This is a genomic window from Prevotella sp. 10(H) (assembly GCF_000711235.1).
GTDB lineage: Bacteria > Bacteroidota > Bacteroidia > Bacteroidales > Dysgonomonadaceae > Dysgonomonas.
Map to the genome: position 1 here is coordinate 272,667 of NZ_JOMI01000001.1, position 21,862 is coordinate 294,528.

23 protein-coding genes and 1 pseudogene are annotated in these 21,862 nt (G+C 40.8%); 13 read left to right on the forward strand and 11 right to left on the reverse strand.

From position 1 onward, the window contains the following. Positions 1 to 251: 251 nt before the first annotated feature. The 5 genes and pseudogenes from K348_RS0101160 to K348_RS19555 all read left to right on the forward strand — a co-directional run. A complete protein-coding gene (locus K348_RS0101160) occupies positions 252 to 680 on the forward strand; it encodes an Hsp20/alpha crystallin family protein (protein ID WP_029902105.1) in 429 nt (142 codons plus the stop codon). 173 nt (positions 681 to 853) lie between these two features. After that, the gene (locus K348_RS0101165; RefSeq protein WP_029902107.1) at positions 854 to 2,119 is read left to right on the forward strand and encodes a carboxypeptidase-like regulatory domain-containing protein; all 1,266 of its coding nucleotides are present in this window, start codon (positions 854 to 856) and stop codon (positions 2,117 to 2,119) included. A 51-nt stretch (positions 2,120 to 2,170) separates the two neighbouring features. After that, positions 2,171 to 2,722 (forward strand): RNA polymerase sigma-70 factor, encoded by a 552-nt coding sequence (locus K348_RS0101170; protein WP_029902109.1) that lies wholly within the window; start codon positions 2,171 to 2,173, stop codon positions 2,720 to 2,722. After that, positions 2,719 to 3,576: a FecR family protein gene (locus tag K348_RS0101175; protein ID WP_029902111.1), complete on the forward strand. Its 858-nt coding sequence runs from the start codon at positions 2,719 to 2,721 to the stop codon at positions 3,574 to 3,576. Before K348_RS0101170 ends, K348_RS0101175 begins: the two co-directional genes overlap by 4 nt. Before the next feature lie 11 nt (positions 3,577 to 3,587). Further along, a pseudogene (locus K348_RS19555) lies at positions 3,588 to 4,238 on the forward strand (STN and carboxypeptidase regulatory-like domain-containing protein); the annotation flags it as partial. 934 nt (positions 4,239 to 5,172) lie between these two features. Here the strand turns inward: K348_RS19555 and K348_RS0101185 are convergent. The 6 genes from K348_RS0101185 to K348_RS0101210 all read right to left on the reverse strand — a co-directional run bounded on the left by K348_RS0101185 (position 5,173) and on the right by K348_RS0101210 (position 11,573). Next, entirely contained in the window at positions 5,173 to 6,540 is a 1,368-nt protein-coding gene (locus K348_RS0101185) for a hypothetical protein (protein WP_029902115.1), read from the reverse strand. A gap of 47 nt (positions 6,541 to 6,587) precedes the next feature. Further along, a complete protein-coding gene (locus tag K348_RS0101190; RefSeq protein ID WP_029902117.1) occupies positions 6,588 to 6,971 on the reverse strand; it encodes a DUF3037 domain-containing protein in 384 nt (127 codons plus the stop codon). After that, positions 6,949 to 7,731, reverse strand: coding sequence for a HipA family kinase (locus tag K348_RS0101195; protein WP_029902119.1), 783 nt, complete (start codon positions 7,729 to 7,731; stop codon positions 6,949 to 6,951). The genes K348_RS0101190 and K348_RS0101195 overlap by 23 nt, the downstream gene beginning before the upstream one ends. A gap of 70 nt (positions 7,732 to 7,801) precedes the next feature. After that, positions 7,802 to 9,226 carry a cardiolipin synthase gene (gene cls, locus K348_RS0101200; RefSeq protein WP_029902121.1) on the reverse strand — a complete coding sequence of 475 codons (1,425 nt, stop codon included), beginning with the start codon at positions 9,224 to 9,226 and terminating at the stop codon, positions 7,802 to 7,804. A 90-nt stretch (positions 9,227 to 9,316) separates the two neighbouring features. Further along, positions 9,317 to 10,027, reverse strand: coding sequence for a CDGSH iron-sulfur domain-containing protein (locus K348_RS0101205; RefSeq protein ID WP_051697474.1), 711 nt, complete (start codon positions 10,025 to 10,027; stop codon positions 9,317 to 9,319). 238 nt (positions 10,028 to 10,265) lie between these two features. Beyond that, on the reverse strand, positions 10,266 to 11,573 hold the full coding sequence (locus tag K348_RS0101210; RefSeq protein WP_029902125.1) for an alpha-L-fucosidase: 1,308 nt from the start codon (positions 11,571 to 11,573) through the stop codon (positions 10,266 to 10,268). 98 nt (positions 11,574 to 11,671) lie between these two features. Here K348_RS0101210 and K348_RS0101215 point away from each other — a divergent pair, with 98 nt between their 5' ends. The 5 genes from K348_RS0101215 (at position 11,672) to K348_RS0101235 (ending at position 13,911) form a co-directional block, all read left to right on the forward strand. After that, positions 11,672 to 11,950 (forward strand): hypothetical protein, encoded by a 279-nt coding sequence (locus K348_RS0101215; protein ID WP_029902127.1) that lies wholly within the window; start codon positions 11,672 to 11,674, stop codon positions 11,948 to 11,950. Beyond that, entirely contained in the window at positions 11,947 to 12,225 is a 279-nt protein-coding gene (locus K348_RS0101220) for a hypothetical protein (protein WP_029902129.1), read from the forward strand. Before K348_RS0101215 ends, K348_RS0101220 begins: the two co-directional genes overlap by 4 nt. Beyond that, positions 12,206 to 12,586 (forward strand): terminase small subunit, encoded by a 381-nt coding sequence (locus K348_RS0101225; RefSeq protein WP_051697476.1) that lies wholly within the window; start codon positions 12,206 to 12,208, stop codon positions 12,584 to 12,586. The genes K348_RS0101220 and K348_RS0101225 overlap by 20 nt, the downstream gene beginning before the upstream one ends. A gap of 136 nt (positions 12,587 to 12,722) precedes the next feature. Beyond that, positions 12,723 to 13,460: a hypothetical protein gene (locus K348_RS0101230; protein ID WP_029902133.1), complete on the forward strand. Its 738-nt coding sequence runs from the start codon at positions 12,723 to 12,725 to the stop codon at positions 13,458 to 13,460. A gap of 94 nt (positions 13,461 to 13,554) precedes the next feature. Beyond that, positions 13,555 to 13,911 carry a DUF4890 domain-containing protein gene (locus K348_RS0101235; protein ID WP_029902135.1) on the forward strand — a complete coding sequence of 119 codons (357 nt, stop codon included), beginning with the start codon at positions 13,555 to 13,557 and terminating at the stop codon, positions 13,909 to 13,911. 72 nt (positions 13,912 to 13,983) lie between these two features. Here K348_RS0101235 and K348_RS0101240 read toward each other — a convergent pair whose 3' ends face one another. Then, positions 13,984 to 14,958 (reverse strand): DUF4421 domain-containing protein, encoded by a 975-nt coding sequence (locus K348_RS0101240; RefSeq protein WP_029902136.1) that lies wholly within the window; start codon positions 14,956 to 14,958, stop codon positions 13,984 to 13,986. A gap of 179 nt (positions 14,959 to 15,137) precedes the next feature. On the opposite strand from K348_RS0101240, the gene K348_RS0101245 reads away from it, so the two are divergent. Continuing rightward, positions 15,138 to 15,959, forward strand: a complete 822-nt coding sequence (locus K348_RS0101245) for a hypothetical protein (RefSeq protein WP_029902138.1) — start codon at positions 15,138 to 15,140, stop codon at positions 15,957 to 15,959. 55 nt (positions 15,960 to 16,014) lie between these two features. Here K348_RS0101245 and K348_RS0101250 read toward each other — a convergent pair whose 3' ends face one another. The 3 genes from K348_RS0101250 to K348_RS0101260 form a co-directional block, all read right to left on the reverse strand. Further along, complete coding sequence (locus tag K348_RS0101250) at positions 16,015 to 17,340, reverse strand: FISUMP domain-containing protein (RefSeq protein WP_156032689.1); 1,326 nt, start codon at positions 17,338 to 17,340, stop codon at positions 16,015 to 16,017. Positions 17,341 to 17,620: 280 nt separating this feature from the next. Next, positions 17,621 to 18,247 carry a DUF6146 family protein gene (locus tag K348_RS18675; RefSeq protein WP_051697479.1) on the reverse strand — a complete coding sequence of 209 codons (627 nt, stop codon included), beginning with the start codon at positions 18,245 to 18,247 and terminating at the stop codon, positions 17,621 to 17,623. 25 nt (positions 18,248 to 18,272) lie between these two features. Continuing rightward, positions 18,273 to 18,788 carry a 5'-nucleotidase gene (locus tag K348_RS0101260; protein WP_029902145.1) on the reverse strand — a complete coding sequence of 172 codons (516 nt, stop codon included), beginning with the start codon at positions 18,786 to 18,788 and terminating at the stop codon, positions 18,273 to 18,275. A gap of 316 nt (positions 18,789 to 19,104) precedes the next feature. On the opposite strand from K348_RS0101260, the gene K348_RS0101265 reads away from it, so the two are divergent. Further along, on the forward strand, positions 19,105 to 19,803 hold the full coding sequence (locus tag K348_RS0101265; protein ID WP_051697481.1) for a peroxiredoxin: 699 nt from the start codon (positions 19,105 to 19,107) through the stop codon (positions 19,801 to 19,803). 24 nt (positions 19,804 to 19,827) lie between these two features. Beyond that, positions 19,828 to 20,709 (forward strand): tetratricopeptide repeat protein, encoded by an 882-nt coding sequence (locus tag K348_RS0101270; protein WP_156032691.1) that lies wholly within the window; start codon positions 19,828 to 19,830, stop codon positions 20,707 to 20,709. A 28-nt stretch (positions 20,710 to 20,737) separates the two neighbouring features. Here K348_RS0101270 and K348_RS0101275 read toward each other — a convergent pair whose 3' ends face one another. After that, positions 20,738 to 21,829, reverse strand: coding sequence for a Gfo/Idh/MocA family protein (locus tag K348_RS0101275; protein ID WP_029902151.1), 1,092 nt, complete (start codon positions 21,827 to 21,829; stop codon positions 20,738 to 20,740). Positions 21,830 to 21,862: the final 33 nt, after the last annotated feature.

Below are 21,862 nucleotides of genomic sequence, written 5' to 3' on the forward strand. Positions count from 1 at the left end.
TCCCTTTCTTTTTTCACCCGACTACCGAAATGACATTTTGTCGCAAACAACCGTATGTTGTATGATTTACATTTAAACGCATAATTTATTAATATAAAAATAATTACAAATACTCAACTTAAATTTTAAATATTTTCACATATCAAACCCTGTCAATTAGTCACTTTTGCACACTTTTTGCATATTACTTTACAGATACGAAAACGTATAATATAAGAACAATAAAATATAAATTAAAGGAGGATAAAATTATGAGAAATCAACTTAGAAGATTCGACAGAAGCGGAAGCTTTTTACCTACATTCTTTTTAAATGATGGCTTCTTCAATTTTGCAGACGATAACAGTCTTCCTGCAACCAATGTTTCGGAAAACGAAAAAGCTTTTAACATTGAATTATCCGTACCGGGATTCAATAAAGAAGACATCAAAATAGAAATTGAAAAGGACGTACTTAAAGTTTCGGCTGAAATTGAAATGAAGAATGAGCAAAAAGACGAAAATGAAAAAGTGCTTCGCCGCGAGTTCAGGAAATCGTCATTCGTACGCAGCTTTACACTGCCCGAAGGTATAGACGCTGAAAGTATTTCCGCTTCGCAGAAAGACGGAATATTACAGATCACCCTGCCAAAGCAGACTAAGGTTATCGAAGACAAGGTGAAAAAGATTGAGATACAATAATTACATAGGTTTTAATTAGGTTTAAGGTGAATCAGGAAGGCTATCTGCTTATGCAGGTAGCTTTTTTCGTTAAAAACATATTAAATGGGCTTATATCCTTAGGGTTTTCCCCTTCTCAACGATCATTATTGTAGAAACCGGTTAATTATTTATCTTTTAATACAATTATGATTATGAGAACAACATACCTAAAGACCGCACAAATCGTTCTTACCGTTCTGGCCCTACTTTTTTGTATATCGCTACAGGCTCAGAATATGTCGGCAAGCTATGTCACTATTAGTGGTGTAGTGAAGGATAAGAAAAACAACAAAAAACTCGAATACGTAAGTATTTCCGTTCCGGGAACAAACATCGCTACTATTACCAATACCGATGGGTTCTTCTCTATTAAAGTAAATAACGCTCTGGAAGTAAAAACGCTGGATATATCCCACATCGGTTACCAAAACCTAAGATATGCTGTATCAGATGCAGATTTGGGGCATGAAATAACCATTTACATGACATCGAACTCCAACCTGCTGAAAGAAATAGTGGTACATCCCGTAGATGCGCGGGAACTGGTAGAACAGGCCATACAGAAGGTTCCGGAGAATAACAGCGCTGATGTGAACATGTTGACAGGATTTTATCGTGAGACAATCAGGAAGAGACGCAATTATATAAATATTTCCGAAGCTGTCCTTGATATCTATAAAAGCCCTTATACAAAAGATGTATATAACGATAAAGTGCAGGTGTACAAAGGCCGTAAGCTCATCAGCCCGAAAGTGAGCGACACATTGATAGTGAAATTTCAGGGTGGCCCTAGTCTTTCGGTATTCGTAGACGTGGTAAAAAATCCGGATCTTTTCCTCGACCGTAAAACACTCGACCATTACAAATATGAATACGACGGTGTAGCAATGATAAACGAGCGTCCACATTTCGTTATCAAGTTCGAACCACAGGTGAATCTGCCATATGCGCTGCATTACGGTAAACTTTTCATAGACAGGGAAAGCCTTGCATTCTCCCGCGCCGAGTTCAGCCTCAGCATGGACGACCGCAATAAGGCGACGCAGGCCATACTCCGCCGCAAACCTTTCAAGATGCATTTCAAACCCGAAGAAGTATCTTTTGTGGTAACATACAAGCAACAGGACGGACGGACATACCTTAACTATATCTATAACGAAGTGAAGTTTAAATGCGACTACAAGCGTAAGCTTTTCTCTACAGGGTATACAATCGTATCCGAAATGGTGGTGACCAACCGCAAGACAGAGAATGTAAACAAGATACCTAACAAAGAAGCATTCAAGACCAACCAGATATTATCAGAGAAGGTACAGAACTTCTACGACCCTAATTTCTGGGAAGACTATAACATTATAGAACCGACCGAATCGTTGGAAAATGCGGTAAATAAATTGAAGAAACAACATAATAATTAATCAACAGGTTTTTCGTACATTTGATATTATCTGTAAAAACCGGTGCTAATTATGCTGAATGACCTATTCGTATTAAAAAAGATAAAAGAGGGGGACATAAAGACATTCGAACAGGTCTTTCGTCAATATTATGCCCCCCTTTGTCTTTACGGATGCAGCATAACAAAACGAAGAGATGTTGCAGAAGAAATCGTACAGGAATTATTCTATGTATGGTGGAAAGACAGGGAAAACATTCAGATACTGCACTCCCTTAAGAGTTACCTCTACGGGGCAGTACGGAACCAGTCGCTGCAATATCTGGAACATCTCGAAGTACAGGGCCGTCACCGCGAAAAGGTACTGACTACCAACAATAAAATACAGGACAGTACACCACACCAGCAACTCGAATATAAAGAGCTGGAAGAAGTGATAAACCGCACCCTGAAACAACTGCCCGACCGCAGACTGAAAATATTCAGGATGCACCGCATGGAAGGCAAAAAGTACAAGGAAATAGCTGAAATACTTTCCGTATCGGTAAAGACTATCGAGGCCGAGATGACAAAGGCATATCAAATATTACGACAGGAGATAGAAAAATATACGCACGTATTATGATTTTAAAAGAAAAAAACGATAAACTGACAAACGAGGCTTGGGACGCCCTATACAAGCGTTTCGAAGACGACGGACTACTACCTGCTCAGGAAGAAAAGCCAAAACGGGTTGTATTCCGTCCGGCAGTACTCAGATGGACAGCCGTTGCTGCCGTCGTATCTATCTGCTTAGCCTCGGCGCTGGTTATCAAACAACTGAATACGCCAAAGATAGAGACCCTTACGTTGCAAAACAACGAAAACACCTCTACCCTTGTCACCACATTGGAAGACGGCTCGGTAGTTTACCTCTCGCAACAGGCATCGCTGGTATACCCCGTACATTTCGAAGAAACAAAACGGGAAGTTGCCATGCAGGGCGATGCATTTTTCGAAATCAGTAAAAACAAAGAAAAGCCATTCATTATCGATACCGAGACTGCTACGATCGAGGTCCTCGGAACAGCATTCAACATTGTGAGCAAAGACAGCGAATCTTTCTCACTATCGGTGAAAAACGGCGAAGTAAAAGTAACATTGAAAAAAGACGGACAGAGCGTGAATGTGAGGGCAGGAGAAAGCGTACTGCTTCAATCGGACAATCTAACAAAGAAAGTATCGGCAAATACATCACAGTTCGAAAGTTATCTGAAGCAAATACATTTCAAGGACGAAAAGCTGGCTGATGTGATCCGCATCATAAACATGAATTCCGGGTCTACGGAACTGGCTCTATCTCCCGAACTGAAAGATAGATTGCTGACAATGACATTATCGAACGATTCACCGGAAACAATTGCGCAGCTGATCTGCCTTGCATTAAATCTGACATCGACCCGAAACGGAGATGTTATTACCATATCGGCATCTGAATAGTACACGACATCATGAAAAACACGGTCAGAAATACGTTACATCGTTTTTCTGCCTGCCTGTTACTACTAATCACGGTAACTTCCTTGCAGGCACAGGATGGACGTGTGCTCGACCGTATCGTGGAATTGTCTAAATCGAAAGGAACGATATACCAATTGCTGAAAGAAGTATCCGGCCAGTCGGGATACCTTTTTATTTACGACAGCCAGGTAATAGATAACGATAAGACGGTGAAAATCCGTAAAGGAAAATACACACTGCGGCAAGCTATTTATACCATTACCGATAATAATCAGTTGCAGATAGACATCATCGGAAACCACATACTCTTGCGAAAAGAGGCTGTAAAGAAAGAATCAAGGCCTGTCCGGCAGCAGATACAATTGCCCTTAAAAGACACATCCTATTTCACTATCAGTGGCAAAATTTATGACCGTATAACAGACGACCCGATAGTATATGGCTCCATAAGCCTGAACTATACGACGATAGGAACAGTAACCAATCAGAACGGGGAATTTCGCCTGAACATCCCCGATTCACTGCGCAATGGCATTGTGAAATTCTCACATATCGGTTACCAGACTCAGGAAATAGAAGCCGGGTTGCTGGACGGGCAGCATATAAACCTCTCGATCGACCCCCAAATAATTTCGTTGCAGGAAGTAGTTATCAGGGTTGTAGACCCAAGAGAAGCCATCAAAGACATGCTGGAAAAGAGGGAAATCAATTATTCCGATAAGCCGGCACGCATTACTGCTTTCTACCGCGAAGGAACGGACCATAAGAAAAAGAATCTCGACCTTACCGAAAGCGTCGTTGAAGTTTATAAAACCGGGTATAACAATGAGGCGCAAAACGACCAAACCAAACTGATAAAGATGCGCCGGATCGTAAACAAACAGCTGGACGATACATTGTTTACAAAAATGAAATCGGGCTTGTACTCTACTTTTGTACTGGATATCATCCGGGATTTGCCGGATTTCCTTGCGTTGGAAGAACATGCGCCTTATATGTATACGCATAGCGATATCACCATGATAGACGACAGGCGGGTGAATGTGATTTCATTCGAACAAACAAAGCATACTAAGGCACCGATGATGAAAGGAGAACTATTTATCGATGCCGAGAATTCAGCGTTACTGGAAGCCCGTTTCGAAATAAATCCTAAGCATACGGAAAAAGCAACACACTGGTTTATTGAGAAATCATCGCCAAAAATAAGAATGACTTTACAGGAAGCAAAATATATCGTTTCGTACAGGCAGTCTGACAATGGGAAATACTACATCAACCATGTAAGAGGAGACTTACATTTCAAAGCAAGAATAAAAGGCAAATGGTTTAGCTCACCGCTACACCTGTGGTTCGAAATGGTGAACTGCAAAACGGAAACGGGAGATAATATAAAAGGATTCGGCAGGAAGGAACGCTTATCGCCTCACAAAATATTTTCGGAAACGAAATATAAATATGATAAAAGCTTTTGGGGTAATTTCAATGTCATACTGCCCGAAGATAAGTTGAAAGAGACGATTCTCGACAGGCTGAACGAAGTGACTGAGACTGTTGGTGAAGAATGAAATGTGGTTATAACAGACGGTTATCCGCCTCTTCCAGTTCTACATGGAATGAATTTTCCTGTCCGTCATAAGTTACATATTGTTCCCTGTAACCCAGAAAAGCTATTTTAATTTTCTGATTCCTTATATAGGGATTTATTTTTAGCCTTGCTATCCCGTCAAGACCACATATTCCATAATTATTTGTTCCTACTATCTCTGCAAGGGCACCAATAAGTGGTTCTTTCGTCTTTTTATCGATTACAGATATGGATATTCCGGCCTTATTTTCAGAAAGCTTATTCAGAATAGTTGAAATCTGATTATCGTTTTTAATTATTTCTGTTGCTTCTGTTATTGTCAGGTTGTTGACCTCTCCGGCCTTGATATTTATCGTATGTTTACTGAATACCTTTCCCGGATAAAAAATATATACATCGTATTCATCGTTATCATGTCCGGGCACAGCACTCACATAGATATCATTTCCATAAATCGGACTGTAAATCTGTGAATTGGAATATTCCCGCTCCTGTTTATCGAGCAGAATAATATATACAGGTGTATATCGCCATATATCGGGATATGATAATCTCAGTACGGTATTTGTCTTATTGTGCGGAATAAATATCTGCTTAACAAAGTCGTCGTATTCGTAAAGCATCTGATAATAGAGAAGATTCGGGCCAATATAATCCAATTGTTTATCGGAACTTTTCAATATTTTTATCTTATCCGATTTCATTATATATTTTTCTCCACCATACGGCAATATGCTTTTCCTGTCTTCGCCTTTAGTAATTACCATACTATCCTGTCCGGATGGTAAGAGTAAAAAGTGGTGATTATATTCCTTACCTTTATATGATACAACCGGACGTGATTTTTTATATTTAAAATCGTAATCCATAACAAATAATTCCTTAGCCAGCGATTTCTTTTCATTCTTTGTCAGTTGCGAAGACATCCGCCGGAACTTCACATTTGGCAAATCTTCATTACCGTCTTGAAATAATTTTTGCGGATTGATATATAAAAAAGTGCGGCAGTTTTCTTTTATTTCAAAATTGGTCAGTATTACTTCAAAGTATGTAGCCCGTAGCCTTATAGTATGCTTCCCTCCTTTCAGGCGTATGCCGTAAGGCCCGGTATTAAGTGCTGTCGGAAAATATCGCAGTGTATCGTCTACCCATACTATCATAGTTTCAAAATGGTTGTCTGTGCCTTGTGCCGGTATCAGCAATGTACAGGTATCCGGTTCGGTAATGGTATGAATTGCTGTGTCAAATTTAGGATAGAGGTATTTGGCTACAGGGGTATTAACAACGCTTTGGGCATCGGTACATATAGCAGGTAATAAAAGAAGAAGAAGAAGTAAGTAGTAGTAAAGTTTCATAGAATATTTTATAACATAACTGTCAATTGTGAATTATCCACTAAAAATTACATCACCAATTCCTCAAACAACTTCTCAAACGTCTTGCCCAAATCATCCGAAAAGCCCTTATTCGACCGCGAAGTCTGTATCGAAGTACTGCGCACAGCGGTCAGCCAGCGGTAACGCTCGGTAATATCAAGCGATGCAATAGGGCCGCCCTCATTCGACGCCATGCATATTTTATCAAAAGCTTTGAGATTTTCGCGTAATGTTTCCATATCCAGTTCGCCGGAGAACAAAGCAAGTTTAGCCTCATCTATATGATACCGTGCTTTCAGGAATTTCTCCCGCTTGCAGTACATAATGACGCCCACATTTATAAATTCTTCGCGCTCTACCCTCGGCACAACACGGATGACGGCGTATTCATATAAGTGTTTTCCTTGCATTTTGCGCTTCATTTATAAATATTGCTGAATTCTTTATCCGCTCGTTCAGGAAGTCGATATATACCTGTCGTATGCTGTCGGGCGATTCCTCACTCCCACCCCAGTTGAGCCAGTCGTCAGGCAAAGTGTTCACAATGTAAGTTATCTTTTCCGGTGTCAGTATCTTTTTGAATGCGGCATCAGCTTCGTCGAGCTTATCCGCCCAAGACAGTAATACATGGTCTTTTATTTGTACAAAAGGACTCACGGCATACTTCTCCCATCCTGCCCACGAATGATGAAAGTAGAGCGACGCGCCATGGTCGATAAGCCAAAGTTCCTTATGCCACATCAGCATATTTGTATTTCGCGCCGTACGGTCTACATTGGTCAGCAAGGCATCCATCCATACGATTTGCGATGCTGTAAGACTGTCTATCTGCGTCACTACAGGGTCGAATGTCAAAGCACCCGAAAGGAAATGTAGCCCCATATTCAGCCCGTGGCTTGCCCTGAGCAAGTCCTGTACTTCTTCATCTCCCTGACTAAGCCCGAAAGCCTCATCGAGATTGATAAAAACCATTTCCGGCACACGGAATCCGAGTGTTTGAGCCACAAGCCCACCAACAAGTTCGCTTACAAGCATCTTTGTGCCATGCCCCGCCCCGCGAAATTTGACAACATATTTAAACCCGTCGTCAGCTTCGGCAAGAGCAGGTAAAGAGCCGCCCTCCCGCAAGGGTGTAATATATCGTGTAACATTTACCGTACGTAATTCCATCTTATATATTTTTACAGGAGTAAAGATAGAAAGAATAGTGATACTATAACTACAACATACGGCAAGCCGTCTACATCAAAGGTGTAAATATCCGCATTACCGATTCCATAAAACGGCGCCAAACATGGCGTTTATCCCATTTGGTACGCGATACTTCGGTAGAATTCGTTAAATCTTCGGCAAATATCTCTTTTGCCTTACTCGCTGTTTCGCGGTCGTAAACGAAAGCATCGGTTTCAAAACTCAATTCGAAACTGCGGGTATCCATATTCGCCGAACCGAGTATGGTCAGGCAATCGTCTATTACCATGCATTTGGTATGGATAAATCCTTTTTCGTAGAGATAAACCTTTATATTATAATTCAGTAAGTCTTTGACAAACGAATGTGTCGACCTGTCTACAAAAAAGCTGTCGGATTTTCGGGGAAGTATCATTTGTATCTTTACCCCACTTATCGATGCCGTCTGCAATGCGCTTAGTATTTTTTCGGTAGGCATAAAGTAAGGTGTTTGTATACAAATGCTTTCTTTAGCGCTGTTAATCGCCTGAAACATTCCCCTTTCGATACTATTATAGATATCTATCGGGCCGCTGGATATGATTTGCAGCGGATTGTCGCCTTTGGATTCAGATGTAGGAAAATAAGGGGTCAATTCGGGCACCGATTTATGTGAAAAGTACCAGTCTGAGAAAAATACGTGCTGCAAGCCTTTCACTCCGTTACCTTCGATACGTATCTGTACGTCGCGCCACGGCCCCCATTTCAGTCCTTCGATATAGCAGTCACCTACATTCATACCGCCGATGTAACCTACTGTGCCGTCTATAACCACCAACTTACGGTGATTCCGGTAATTTACCCTGCGGGCTATCCACGGCAATTTCATTTGTAAAAAGCATCCCACTTCAATGCCCTCTTTCTGCATCTCTTTAAAATAGCGGTTACGGGTTTTGATTGAACCCACATCATCGTATATAAGCCTTACTTCCACCCCTTCGCGTACTTTTTTTATCAACAGGTCTTTCAGGCGATTGCCTATATTATCATCTATTATCTTATAATATAAAAGGTGGACATGATGCTTTGCCTTTTCTATGTCGGCAAACAAATGCCTGAACTTTTCTTCGCCCGATGCATAAAAATCTATCTTGTTTCCGTCGAGTACGGGCGCAAAATTGATATTCTGAAGCATCTTTACCAGCTTTTCATATTCTGGGGGGTAATTATTTACGCCATGTATATCGTACTTCGGCGTATATTTGGTATCCAGCCCCTTGTACAGTTTCTTTACTATCCTGTATTTCTTACGGTGCTCTTCACCAAAGAACAGATATAAAATAATCCCCACTATAGGAAGGAAGATAAGAACGAGTATCCACGAGATAGTCTTTGTCGGACTGCGGTTTTCGGAAAGGATGACGAAAATGATACTTACCACCATTATGATAAGCAGTATTTCCAAAACAAGAAAAACGATAGCTTGTGTATCCATGATATATGCTTTTTGTAATAAACAAAAATAAGATTTTCAAAATTAACATCAAACAGTTTCTCCGGCACGACCTGTTTTGCCGAAAAAGCGTCATAAAAGACTTATATCGTCTGATTCCTGTGCGGTTTCACCCTCATTATCCATATGGCGTGCATCGCAGAAAGGCTTATTCTGAGATTTACCGCAACGGCAGAGGGTCACCCTGTTGCGTACCGGATAGATACCACCTTCCGCATCTTCTATAATTATACCGCCTTTAACCCAGATAGGGCCACGCACCTGACAATCGGGGTCTTCGAGTACGCTTATCTCTTTGGGCAACCGAGGCTCTATTCTTTGTCCGTATTTAGTCACGGCTGTCAGCCTTCCGCTCGGGCACTTACAGCACTGATCGATAACGATATCTTTAATTTTCGGATTGTCTTTATCTTTTACCAGATCCCATGTAGTACCGTTGGTATCGCAAAAGCGTCCTACAGCACAGAGTATTTCGGCATCGAGCAGATCGATTTGCTCGCCCTGAATAAATCCCGCCATTTCATCATAAGTCTTATGTTCTGCCGTTTCCCTGCTTTCAAATCCGTGATAGTGAGAACCGTCGCAGTAAGGTTTATCGTTTGACATCCCGCAACGGCAAAGATGATATACCGGCTGATCTTCATAATCCTTTTGCTTCGCATATTCCACACACGCACCTTCCGCATCGGGAACAAGATTCAGCTGGTTTAAAGGAACATTGCCGGACACTTCGTAGGGGCCGTCTTCCAGAACTTTTACTCTTTCGGGATTTTGTGAGCTCATGATGATCTTTTTAGTTTCTATTCTTAACAAATTCTCAGCTTGATTGGTTTTATTACTGAATCATTATAACAAAAAAAAGTCCGCGACATCACATCGCAGACTTCCCTAAACCTTAACACAAACTTTACAAAACTACACATAGTATAAACCACAATAAGGTGGTTTTGGTTCTGAAAGTTGGATTAATTAACCTTTTTATACTTATTTTCAAATTTTTCGTCATATTAGGCCACAACTATTATTTTAACACCACTTCAATAATAGTATCTATTTCATCTGTTATGTTTGCTGTAGTGAATGTCACATCCCCCGTTTTTTTATCCTTTTTCCAAACTAATGGTGTAGATTGGTTTATCCATTTGGCCGATTTGATATCGGGTATATTCAGCACTATCAATTGAGTATTTGCATCCAGTATATGAATATAATACGTTTTGCCCTTTTTAGTGACTGCGCCCCATTCCTGAGGTTTTACAAAACCCTGCTCTGTACCATATATCGTATAGCCGTATTTATTCATCCACTTACCCATTTCCTGCAATCGCTGCACACATTCTTTCTCTATTTTTCCATTTGGCATCGGGCCTACGTTCAGCAACAGATTTGCCCCTGTGCCTGCCGTGCGGATGAGCAGATGCAAAAGATCTTTTGTAGATTTATAATTGTCGTCGGTAATGTTAAATCCCCATGTGCTGTTTATTGTTTCACAGGTTTCCAATGGCAGATGCGACACTTCCTGTCCGCTGTATCCCGCCTTATTCTCTCCCGGCACATCGCGTTCGAAAATCTGATAATCTTCACCCTCAATCGGTGGTAAATGGTGATTGTTGGCAATGAGGCAGGTCGGACACAGTGTATGTATCAGTCCGTATATTTCAGGATAGTGCCAGTCGGCATGCGTAGAATGGTCGGTACGGTTTTCGTCGGCAGTCTGATCCCAATGCCCGTCGAACCATATACCTGCTATCTCATAATTGGTGAGCAATTCTGTAAGTTGGGCTTTCATGAATGCTATATAAGAATTCCAATTGCTTTTTTCGGTACGTCCCGAACCTTTTCCCGTGCGTCCTGTTTCGTACTGGTAATCATCTCGCATCCAATCCAACTGTGAATAATAAAGTACAAGCTTTATATCCTGCCGCTTGCATTCATCCGACAATTGCTTCAACAAGTCTTTTCCGTAAGGCGTATTCATTATATTCCAGTCGGACTGTTTCGTATCCCAGTTGCTGAATCCGTCGTGGTGGCGCGAAGTAAAAGTTATGTATTTCATTCCCGCATCTTTGGCAATCTTTACCCATTCGGCAGCATCGAAAGCATGCGGATTGAAAATATCCTGTAGCCGCATATAATCCTTTGCCTTTATAGGGCGGTTGTTCATAATCCATTCTCCGTTGCCAAGTACTGCATACGGGCCAAAATGGACAAACATACCGAAGCGCGCATCTTCGAACCATTTAGTGTCGGGCTTACTTACGGTAGTCTGGCAAAATATTTGAGAAACAAAAATGGAAAAGAAAAATAAATACAGAAATAACTTCTTCATAATCTTGGCATTTTAGTTAACATCTATAAAGATAAGAAAAGATTTTTCTCTGAAACTGTATTTTTTCGAAACTCAATTATCTATACTGAAAAAACAGTATGGATGCAGCTATAACCGGCATTGTAGTAATGCTCTCAGCAATTTCTTCACTTTATTTGGGTGCACTTCTCTCTATTCACCTACCCGAACTTGATAATTTTTTCGACAGGAAACCTTTCAACTGCCGCCCGTGCTTCACATTTCACCTCATGTGGATAACGTCTTTGCTGGCCGGGCTTATGGTTAACCGCATCAGTATCGTACTTACAGGTGCTGTTGCGGCATTCGTACTGTTTTTTATTACAAAAACAATTGACAATAAAAACATAACAAAATGAACGAAACAGATTTGAAACAGGAAGTAGAGGAACTAATCTCCGATGTGGATAAAACACACCGCTATTCTATGAGCAGGATTTATGGCCTGTCGAATAAAGTTTTTGGCAGAAATGAAACGCCTCAGTCGTGTGCAAGCTGCCTGATAAGGAAAGTGCGTGAACTGAGAAGCTGGCTCGATACACAAAAAGAAGCAGAGCCTGCCGCACCCGCAAAAGAGCAAACAAAGAAAATAAGAAGAAACAGAAAAAAAGAAAATGATAACGGACAGCTTTAAAACAAGAAAGAAAGGCGGCAGAGAGCAGCTCTATACCGATCCTGACAAACTGCTGACCAAAGCATTCGAGTACTTTGCATGGTGCGACAGCAACCCGTGGCAAAGGAAAGAACTGATGCGTTCGGGAGAGCTGAAAGGCGGAACGGTAGAAGTGCCCGTATCTCGGCCTTATACACTGGCAGGATTGTGTTCATACTGCGGCATCAGCCAGTATACTTTTTCGTGCTATGGCAAGAATGAAGAGATGAAAGATGCCGCATCGCATATACTTGGTATTATCCGCAACAATTACCTCGAAGGCGCTATATTGGGAGAATATAATGCTACGTTTGTGGCGAATCTGCTGGAAGATTTGTACTGATATTTCGGGATATTGATGAGGATATAGCCGGAACAGGGATTATTTTCTGCTCCGGCTCTTTTTATATATTAAGGTATATACGCATGGATTTTTCTTCTATTTATAGTATCTTTATAAATATAAAAAGTAAAGAGACATGAGCCAATTATCTGAAATATATAAAACGTACTCCAACACCGCCCTGTTGCGTATAGTACAAACGCCTGCCGACTATCGCCCCGAGGCAGTAGAAGCCGCCCAAAAAGAACTCGACAGCCGCCAGCTGTTACCTATCGAGATAGAAGAAGCTAAAATACAACTCGAAGCCGAAGATCAGGAACTGATAAGCAAAAGGGAGAAACGCGACAAGATAAAAAATACATTAGCTGAAAAAGGAACGGGCATAATCGACTATATCAATCCTGTAATGGACGAAAATGCCGGGGAAGATAACAGACAGAAACCACCCTTAATAATAAATACGATTGCCATTGTATTTCTCATTATCTCAATCTTACAGATTGTCACCCAGTTCTATCTGCTGAAAGGACTTTTCGATAATGGCAAATGGGATTTTAGTGTTGTGCTTTTCCTGTTCCCTATTATTGTCACCCCTCTTGCCTCTATTCTTTTCTGGATGAAAAAACGGTCCGGATGGATACTGCTTGCCATATATCTGGGCTTTGCCGTTATGGGTATGCTATGGATGCTCTTTATCTCATTCGATAGCATGTTCCTTGTGGGCAGTTTGTTCTTTACTGGTACATTGTGGTGTATCTGTCAGGAAAAAATCAGGGAGGTTTTCAACATATCTATCAAACAGATGTATTATACCATTCTCTTATCTATAGCCATAATGGCCATAATACTGGTGGGATACTTTTTTGCTTTATGATTTTTTAACACAAAAAGATAGCTTTCCGAATTAACCTTTTGGCTTTTGATTAGTCATAGTAGACAGTATGTATCAATTTTAAAATTAGGAAATTATGAAAAAGTTAATTTTGTTCCTTACCATTGCCCTGTTTACAACAGGCGGAGTATTCGCCCAGCAAAGACAACGCGCAACCCCTGAAGAGAGAGCCAAAAGACAAACCGAAACTCTGGTGAAAGAGTTGGGATTGAACGATGACCAAAAAACAAAAGTATACGATATAAATCTGAAATATGCGAAGGCTTTCGGCGAACGCAACGGCCAAGTGGACCGCGAAAAGATGAGAGCCGAATTCCAGAAAAATCAGGAAGCCCGCACTGCTGCCATAAAAGAAGTGCTGACTAAAGACCAGCAAAAGAAATTCGACGAACATCAGAAGAAACAACAAGATAACCGCAGGCGGAGAAACTAGTAAGTGCCCAAAGGTATAGTATAATGGCAGGGATTGGATATCTCTGCCATTTTTTGTTTCTTGCATTCTGTTTTACCAGAACCTGTATTCGTTGTATGTATCTATCAGCTTCTGATCCCTCAAGAATTTTGGCGCGCGCCCGAATCGTTTTATTAAATTGAATTGTAAAGCACCTGTATCAAGCGCCATCTTCGATGGACCAGTAAAAAGTATATAGATTCGATTGTACACAAACGAAGTGCCTATCGACCACGAATCGTGGTTATAGCCCATTGAGAAGCGTGGAAAAACAGACGGGTATACTTTCACCCTGTTCCTATGTCCGTCTATGTTTTCATATCCTATATTGGCGCCCACGGAAGCCGAAATGGAAATAAACAGCCGCTTGTTAGGCACCCATGTATAAGCATAGCCACCATTTATCCCTATCTGATAATTACGCAATTTATGCCCGTCCTGAAAAACAATCGAACTGTCTGACCTCGCCCTGCTGTAATACATGGCTCCGCCGAGCAGGAAGCTGCCTGCCGACTTCAATTGCTTTTCGCTCTGGTTGAAGGCTGCCGGATAAGAGAACTTATTGCCGTTGAAAATATATTGACCGTTGAAGCCATATTGCCTGAGGCTTATGTCGGGATAGATATCGTATTGCTCTTCTTTAGGCTCATGGTAAAGTCCTTTATAGCTTTGGAAGAATATATCATAAACAAACTTACGCCCATAGGAATGGTACTGGAAATCGTACGAGCGTGTCTTGCCCCGCTTTTTATCCCTCATAAAGTCGAACCCATATGAGCCGCTCAGTGTTACATTTTTGTACGAAAAGCCCAGTCCAATACCGAAAGGGGCATTGGAACGGTATGATATCTCGTCGTGATGGTTATTTTCCTGATGCGAGAGTACGGCAAACTTATCCATAAAATAGGTGCGCACCGAAAGTTCATGCTCGAAGAAACCGATATATGTGCTGTCGACCTGCGCAGAACTATTCAGTGATAGAAATAAAATAAAACCCGATAGAAGAAGGTATTTTCGAAAATAGTACATAATGCGCGAAAAATGGCGGTATGCTGTGCTTAAATTACTCTCTTAGTATTCTGAAACGCTGAAAATGCAAAAATAGTATAAATTAATATACCAGAAGCATCTGATTTGGAAAGATTATTCTATATATTTGAGACTGCATATGCTTCTCTTCCGTTTATCAAACTAAAGATACTGATATTATGAAATTTACACTTCTATTCATTTTTGTTTGCCTTTCCGTAATCACATTTGCAAAAGAGCCTGACCCTGAGAAAGTATTGGAAGAGGGCAAACAACTTTACCGACTGGAAAAAGCTTCGTGGTATGCAACAGACGATTTTTTCACCCGCTTTGCACATAAAACAAGTTCGGCCGGAATTTATATTTCATATATTTCAGCTGAAGGAAATGTAAATACAGTATTCTTTGACAAGAATAATCCCGACCAGTTGCTTGTCAGGTATACATTCGATTTTATACCGAAGACCATGCCGTTAATAGTGGATACGGTAAATTTAGAAGCAACAATACTGGAAAAAGATTTAAAGGCTATTAAAACCGAAACCGGCAAGTTGGCTCCTCTTATTTGTATAAGTTATGAAAATACCGGATTCAATTTTATCCCAATAATAACACCCGAAGAGAAGAAAGTTTATATCCTCACGGCACCAAAAGAGCCCGGTGCTGTATTGATTGGCAATGATTACTGTTTTACATTCGACTCAAAAAATAAATATAAAGATATGAAGCGTCTCCACAGATCTTTGATATCACTACCATATAAATCAAATGAGGCAAATAATCCGTTAGAATCATCCTTTCATTCCCACGTAGTATCAGATATCATTGATCCTACCGATATTTGCACATTACTACTATACAAAGATTTCACAGAATGGAAAAAGCACATCGTACTCGGAAAAAAATATGTATCAATATTCGATATGGAAAATGAAAGCCTTAACATAATAACCCGAAAAGAATGGGACAAACTAGAAAAGAATAAAAAAAATAGTGATTAAATAGACAGCCTCATCGATACTACTCAATGAGGCTGTACTTTTATCTTTTATATACTTAATCTTTCTTGCAGCGGACACTTACCAGATGCGTTCTGGTATTCTGGTAGCGCAAGACTTTTACTCCCCTTTCGAAATTGTGAACATTCCGATACCATGCCGATTTATGAACACTAACCTTCGGATCGATAGCAGAACTGCTGGTCCAGAAAAGTGTGCCTTCAGCCCAATACAGAGGGCTCGCAGATTTGACAATGCCTACCAAGAGTGCAAAAAATCCGCCCTGCGATGCCGATTTGCTCACTCCAAGTGTTCGTCCTTTTGGAGAGCATGGCGCCATCATAGCATAACCATGACCGTTAGGATCTCCTTCCGGTACGCCACGCCAGTTGAATCCCGGCAACGGATTACCGAAGCCGTCTTCCATACCGAAATCCCAAGCAGGTTGCCATGGGGTTTTTGTATTCCATGCCTGTACCTCTTCGGCAGTATAGTCGCTGTATAACTGGGCGTTCTCATAGATATGCTTTTCCAGTTCGTTCCATTCCCTGTCGCTAGGTAGATGCCAACCGTCGGGGCAAATGCCTTTCACGAATTTATACGGATTGCCGGGGCTTGAATCCGGCCCTGTAATTTCTACTTCTTCATTACCGGGAGTAGCATTGGCTGACAGCTGCCCCTGATCGATGTTTCCCGGAGCAGTTGCTTCTGTGGTATTGGTTGCCGCATACCAATTGTACAGCATACCCATTTTAGGATTTTCATCATAACTGGTCGAGAGTGTCCAGTCAGTTTCAGACGGATATCCCATCGCAGGTTCTTCAGGATTAAACAAACCTGTATGGAACGGGATATCGGTATTGGAACCGGGAAGCCTTTTTGTACGCAGGTTTTCTACCATCCATGTCCCTGCCGTGCCAAAACGTGCATAACGGTATATTTCCCCGTCTCTGGGATCGACAAAAGTACTTACCAACGGCGAATCGTTATTCATTGTTCTCACCCATTCGCCGCCGTCCCATACATAGAGGCCTTCGCTGCCGCCCATCTGGTTGAGACAAACATTCATATTGTATACCCACAAGCCGATATGCTTTTTATCTATATCGCCTTTTTTCGTTGAGCTATTGTACAGATCATTTGCGGTACCGCTTCCGGGAGTAGTTTCGAACATAGGAAAGAGATTTTTCGTATCCGTCAGGTTGACTCTTGGCATACCGAGCCCACGGTGTGAATTGGATTCCTTATCGCCGTTTTCTTTCAGTTGGAGCAATGCGCCTTTTTCGGGAGCAATATCGGCCCCTAATGTTACCTGTGCCTGTAAATAGTTTTGTATTAAGGTCATTAATAGAAATGACATTAATAAAGATAGTTTTGTCTTCATTGCAGATCGTGTTTTGTGCCGTTTCTAACTCCTTTAAAACCATTATTATCAGTACCTAATGCTGTCAATCCCTATTCAGTCATCTATGTATGATTGGCCGGAGTAGTTTGTTTATATGTTTTTAGAATGTGAAATATGTGTATGTTTATCTGTCTGTATTAACAGTCTTTATCTTTATATAAATCTTATTATGTGCAGCAAATATAATTATTATTTTTTATTTAAAACTATTCAGTATTAAATAAATAGGTTATTATTTTTAGATTTTAATTAAGGAAAACTATCTTCTTTCCAGCCCCAAATCATATTTTTTGTCCATGAAACGGAAAAACATATAAAGCCGGTATTCAGTTTCCAACCCATACTCGTTTTTCGGGTCGTAGTCCACTTTTGCTTCATATACCTGCGGACTGTAGCGCATCGGGTTGTCGCAACGGTAATTCCATTCGCTGACAAGAAAAGTATTTTTTGTCTTTAATGTCGATTCGGAGAAGAAGTTCATCGACTGTTGGGTTGCCAGAAAGGTTTCATAGCCGGGTTCGAGGACAATGGCTTCGTATTCCTGTCCAGAATTTAAACCATCAAAATTTACAGGATCCGGCTCTGTTAATATAAAACAATCCAAATCAAATATAATATCATGAATATTTTTTTCTACAATTATCTTTTTTGTCACATAGCCGACAAGAGAAAATTTTAATGTATCTCCCTTATTTGCCTTAAGTGAATATTTTCCATTTTCATCTGTCCAATATATTATATTTGTATTTTGGTTTAATATAGGTACCCTTTCAACAGCTTGCATGTCTTCTGCATCTACCACTGTTCCCGTCACTGTCAAAGACTGCCCATACATCACCTGCATCAACAGCAATAACAATATAAATATGACACTACCCTTTTTCATGACGCTTATTTAATAGATTATTTCTCTATAACAAATTAATTACCTCCTGCCAGTTATTCGCCCTGATATGCTTTCCATTATCCATTTTTGCATTATGTGGCTGGGTAAACATAATCGTTTTCCCGTCGAAATAGTCGAGATTCTTCGGGTGATCATCGATCATAATATCGCCCTTTACCGAATCCTTTTTGCCGCAGAATATCATTTGCTGCCATGTGATAAACGGATAATGCTCATTGAGCCAATACAGCTTCTCGCTGAGGCTGTCCGGAAATTCCGTTGCCGACGATACTATCAGCACATTATATTTATCGTTGAGATACCTCAATCCCTCTATGCTTCCTTCTATAACGGGCGCAGTACGGAAGAAGCCTTTCGACCTTACATATTTCTCTGCATTGGCAAAGACTTCCATTTCCAATATGCCCTCCAAATCTTTCAGCGAGCGTTTTATTCCCAGTTCTTCGTATTCCATTCTGAGAAACTGAGCATATACATCCGCCAATACGCCGTCCATGTCTACTAGTAATTGTTGTTTCATTTTATTGTCCCGATTTGAAAAGTATAATTTATGAAGATTGTGAAATTCTCTCCTATGTATTATATTCTTTAACAAATATAACTAGAATCCCGCAAAGATAGGCAAAATCTGGAAGAATAGAGTAAGTGTTTGGTGGTGAAAGAATAACTTTTCTTTAGGCTACAAACCGATCATTTTACTCAACGATTGTTGGACGGGTTAAAAACATTTCGTTATTTTTGCCACTGTTGTGCTTAATTTGGTGGTACAACAAAAACAATACATAGGGCGAAATCTTAAAGGGATATCATCATAGATTAATATAATAAAGGCCAAAATGAAAAAAGTAATTTTCCTCTTAATATGTATCTGCGTAATAGGCACTTTTATAGTGGCATGTAAAAAGAAAGAGAGCGCCTCGGAAAGAAACCAAAAACATATTAAACAAATTGAGGCTAATCCTGACAGCCTTGCAAGTGCAAATACACTTGCAGGTATGGCTACTACATTTGGCAAAGAAAAAACTACTGAATTATTTAACAAACTTACTCCCAGAGTCAGGAATTCTGATGATGGCAAAGTTGTGGAACAATATTTACTATTAAACAAAGATTTAAAAATAGGAGATAAATTTGTCGATTTTGAGATGATGGATTCGAATGGACAGCAAAGAAAGCTTTCAGAATTACAAGGGAAAATAGTATTACTTGAATTTTGGGCTTCTTGGTGTGGACCTTGTTTAAAGGATATACCTTCCCTTAAAAATACGTATGAAAAATATCATAAATATGGATTTGAGATATTTGCCGTATCATTCGATATTAAGAAAGAAGATTGGTTGAGAGCTATAGAACAAAATAATTTAAATTGGACTCATGTAACCGAATTAAAAAGTTCCGGTAATACAGCCGGATTTATATATGGTGTGTCCGGTATTCCGGATAACTTCCTGATTGATGAAAATGGAATTATCCAGGGAAGGGACTTAAAAAGTGAGGGACTGGATAAAGCATTAAAAAAAATGATTAAGAAGTAAACAATTAAGATACAATAATAAATTATGAAACAACTTACTCTCATCCTTCTCCTAATTTATTCTATTTCATCCTATTCACAGGAAAATAAAGTCCGCGCCGAATCATTGTCAGCCATGGCAATAGGCAAGGAAGAGGAAGGCGGAAGCATGGAAGAAATAGCGGCGATAATGGAAGAGGCCGTAAAAGCAGCGCCCTCACATGCCGACCTTTACACCATATGGGGATTTCTCGCAATGAGGCGCGCCGAAAAAAAATCAGACACGGCATTATACGAACTCAGCTTCGAAAAGTTTGCCAAAGCAACGGAGATGAAACCCGATTCGCCCGAAATATACGGGCTATGGGCGGGTGCGCTGATATTCTATGCCAACCTGAAAAAAGACGACAGCATATACCAGCAGTCTTTCGACAAGCTGCAAAAGGCAATCGATGCCGATCCGCAATTTATACAGGCTTATCTGGTATGGGCACAAACATTACTGAAACAGGCCATGGATAAAAACGATTCGACATTATACAAAGAATCCATAGCCAAATACAATAAAGTGCTTGAGTTGGATTCTAACTCAATCGATGCCCTTCACGGCAGGGGATTTGCCTGCCTCAGCCTAGGCAAGATAGAAAAAGATTTCAGTAGGTACGGGAAAGATCTTGTGGCATCTTACACAAAGGCCGAGCAGCAGGGCAGCCAGTCTGCAGCCTACAATCTGGCCTGTTACTATTCCCTTACCAAAGAAAAGGATAAGGCTCTGAAATGGCTCGAAAAGAGCATTATCAACCCATATGAAATAAAAATGGGTGTATTGGATAAGAAACGCATCGAGGATGACGACGATTTCGATAACATCCGCCGCGACAAGAAATATAAAGAAATACTGACAGCCTACTTCAGCAAAAAGAAGTAAACTGCCAGTATCACATTTTCTTTTATAATTATAGTTTCACAGCTTTGCCTGTGCGGTTGCTTTCGATAGCAGCATTGAGTATTTCAACTACGATCAGGTTGTTTTCGAGCGATGATAAATCCGTCGGCTTCACCTCTATCTCGCCTCTTACTGCGGCCTTAAGGTAATAGAACGAATCGTTGTAAGGCGCTTTCAGCGCTTCTGCTTTCATCTTCTCTTCTTTCTTATCCCTGTAAATGCGCATATCGGTTCCGTTATCCTGATAGATATAACCCTTTTCGCCGTATATATGCATATCCTTACGGTTCATAGGCCAGTTCCACGATGCCATAATGAGCACGGTAGTATTCGGATATTCGAGCATAATAGTTGCATCATCGTCCACCTTAGGATATACTTGCGGCTTTTGTTGCTTCAGTGTAGCCGATACTTTCAGAGGTTTTTGCCCGTTCATCAGCCATGTGGAAAGATTAGCGCCATAGCAGCCGAAATCGATGACCGCACCTCCCCCGTTCAATACAGGATCGGTAAGCCAGCGCAGGAATTCAGGGCCGCAACCTATCTCTTTCGGCCCCTGATGCCCGTCGTATACATTTATGCGCGATATGCGGCCTACGGCATTTTCGTTTTTCACAAGGTCATATGCCTTGTGATTGGATGCATACCATGTGGTTTCGTAATTTGTCAATACCATTATTTTGTGCTTTCGGGCAAGCTCTGCAATGCGGTTTGCCTGTTTCACGGTAGTGGCAAGCGGTTTCTCAACCATTACATGCACTCCGCGCGGGGCACAGGCTTCTACTACGCCCAGATGGTCATAGATGCTTCCGTATGCAATAACGGCTTCAGGCTTGGTCTTGTCCAGCATCTCGCCCGTATCCTTGAAGAAGAGGCTTTTATCTACTTTGGCAAGCAGTCTTTTGTTGTTCCACAGTGAAGTATCCGGTTCGGATATTCCAACTATCACGAAGTCACCCCTGTCGAGGCGCGAGATTACTTCCCACAGATGCCCGTGCGAAAGTCCGGCAACTGCCAGTCGCAGCGGCTTAGTATTTTGTGCAAAGGAAAGGGATGCAACGGATGCAAGAATGATTACGAGAGCAAATTTTATTGATTTCATGGTATGATGTTTTTTGATGATGATTTACTTTTG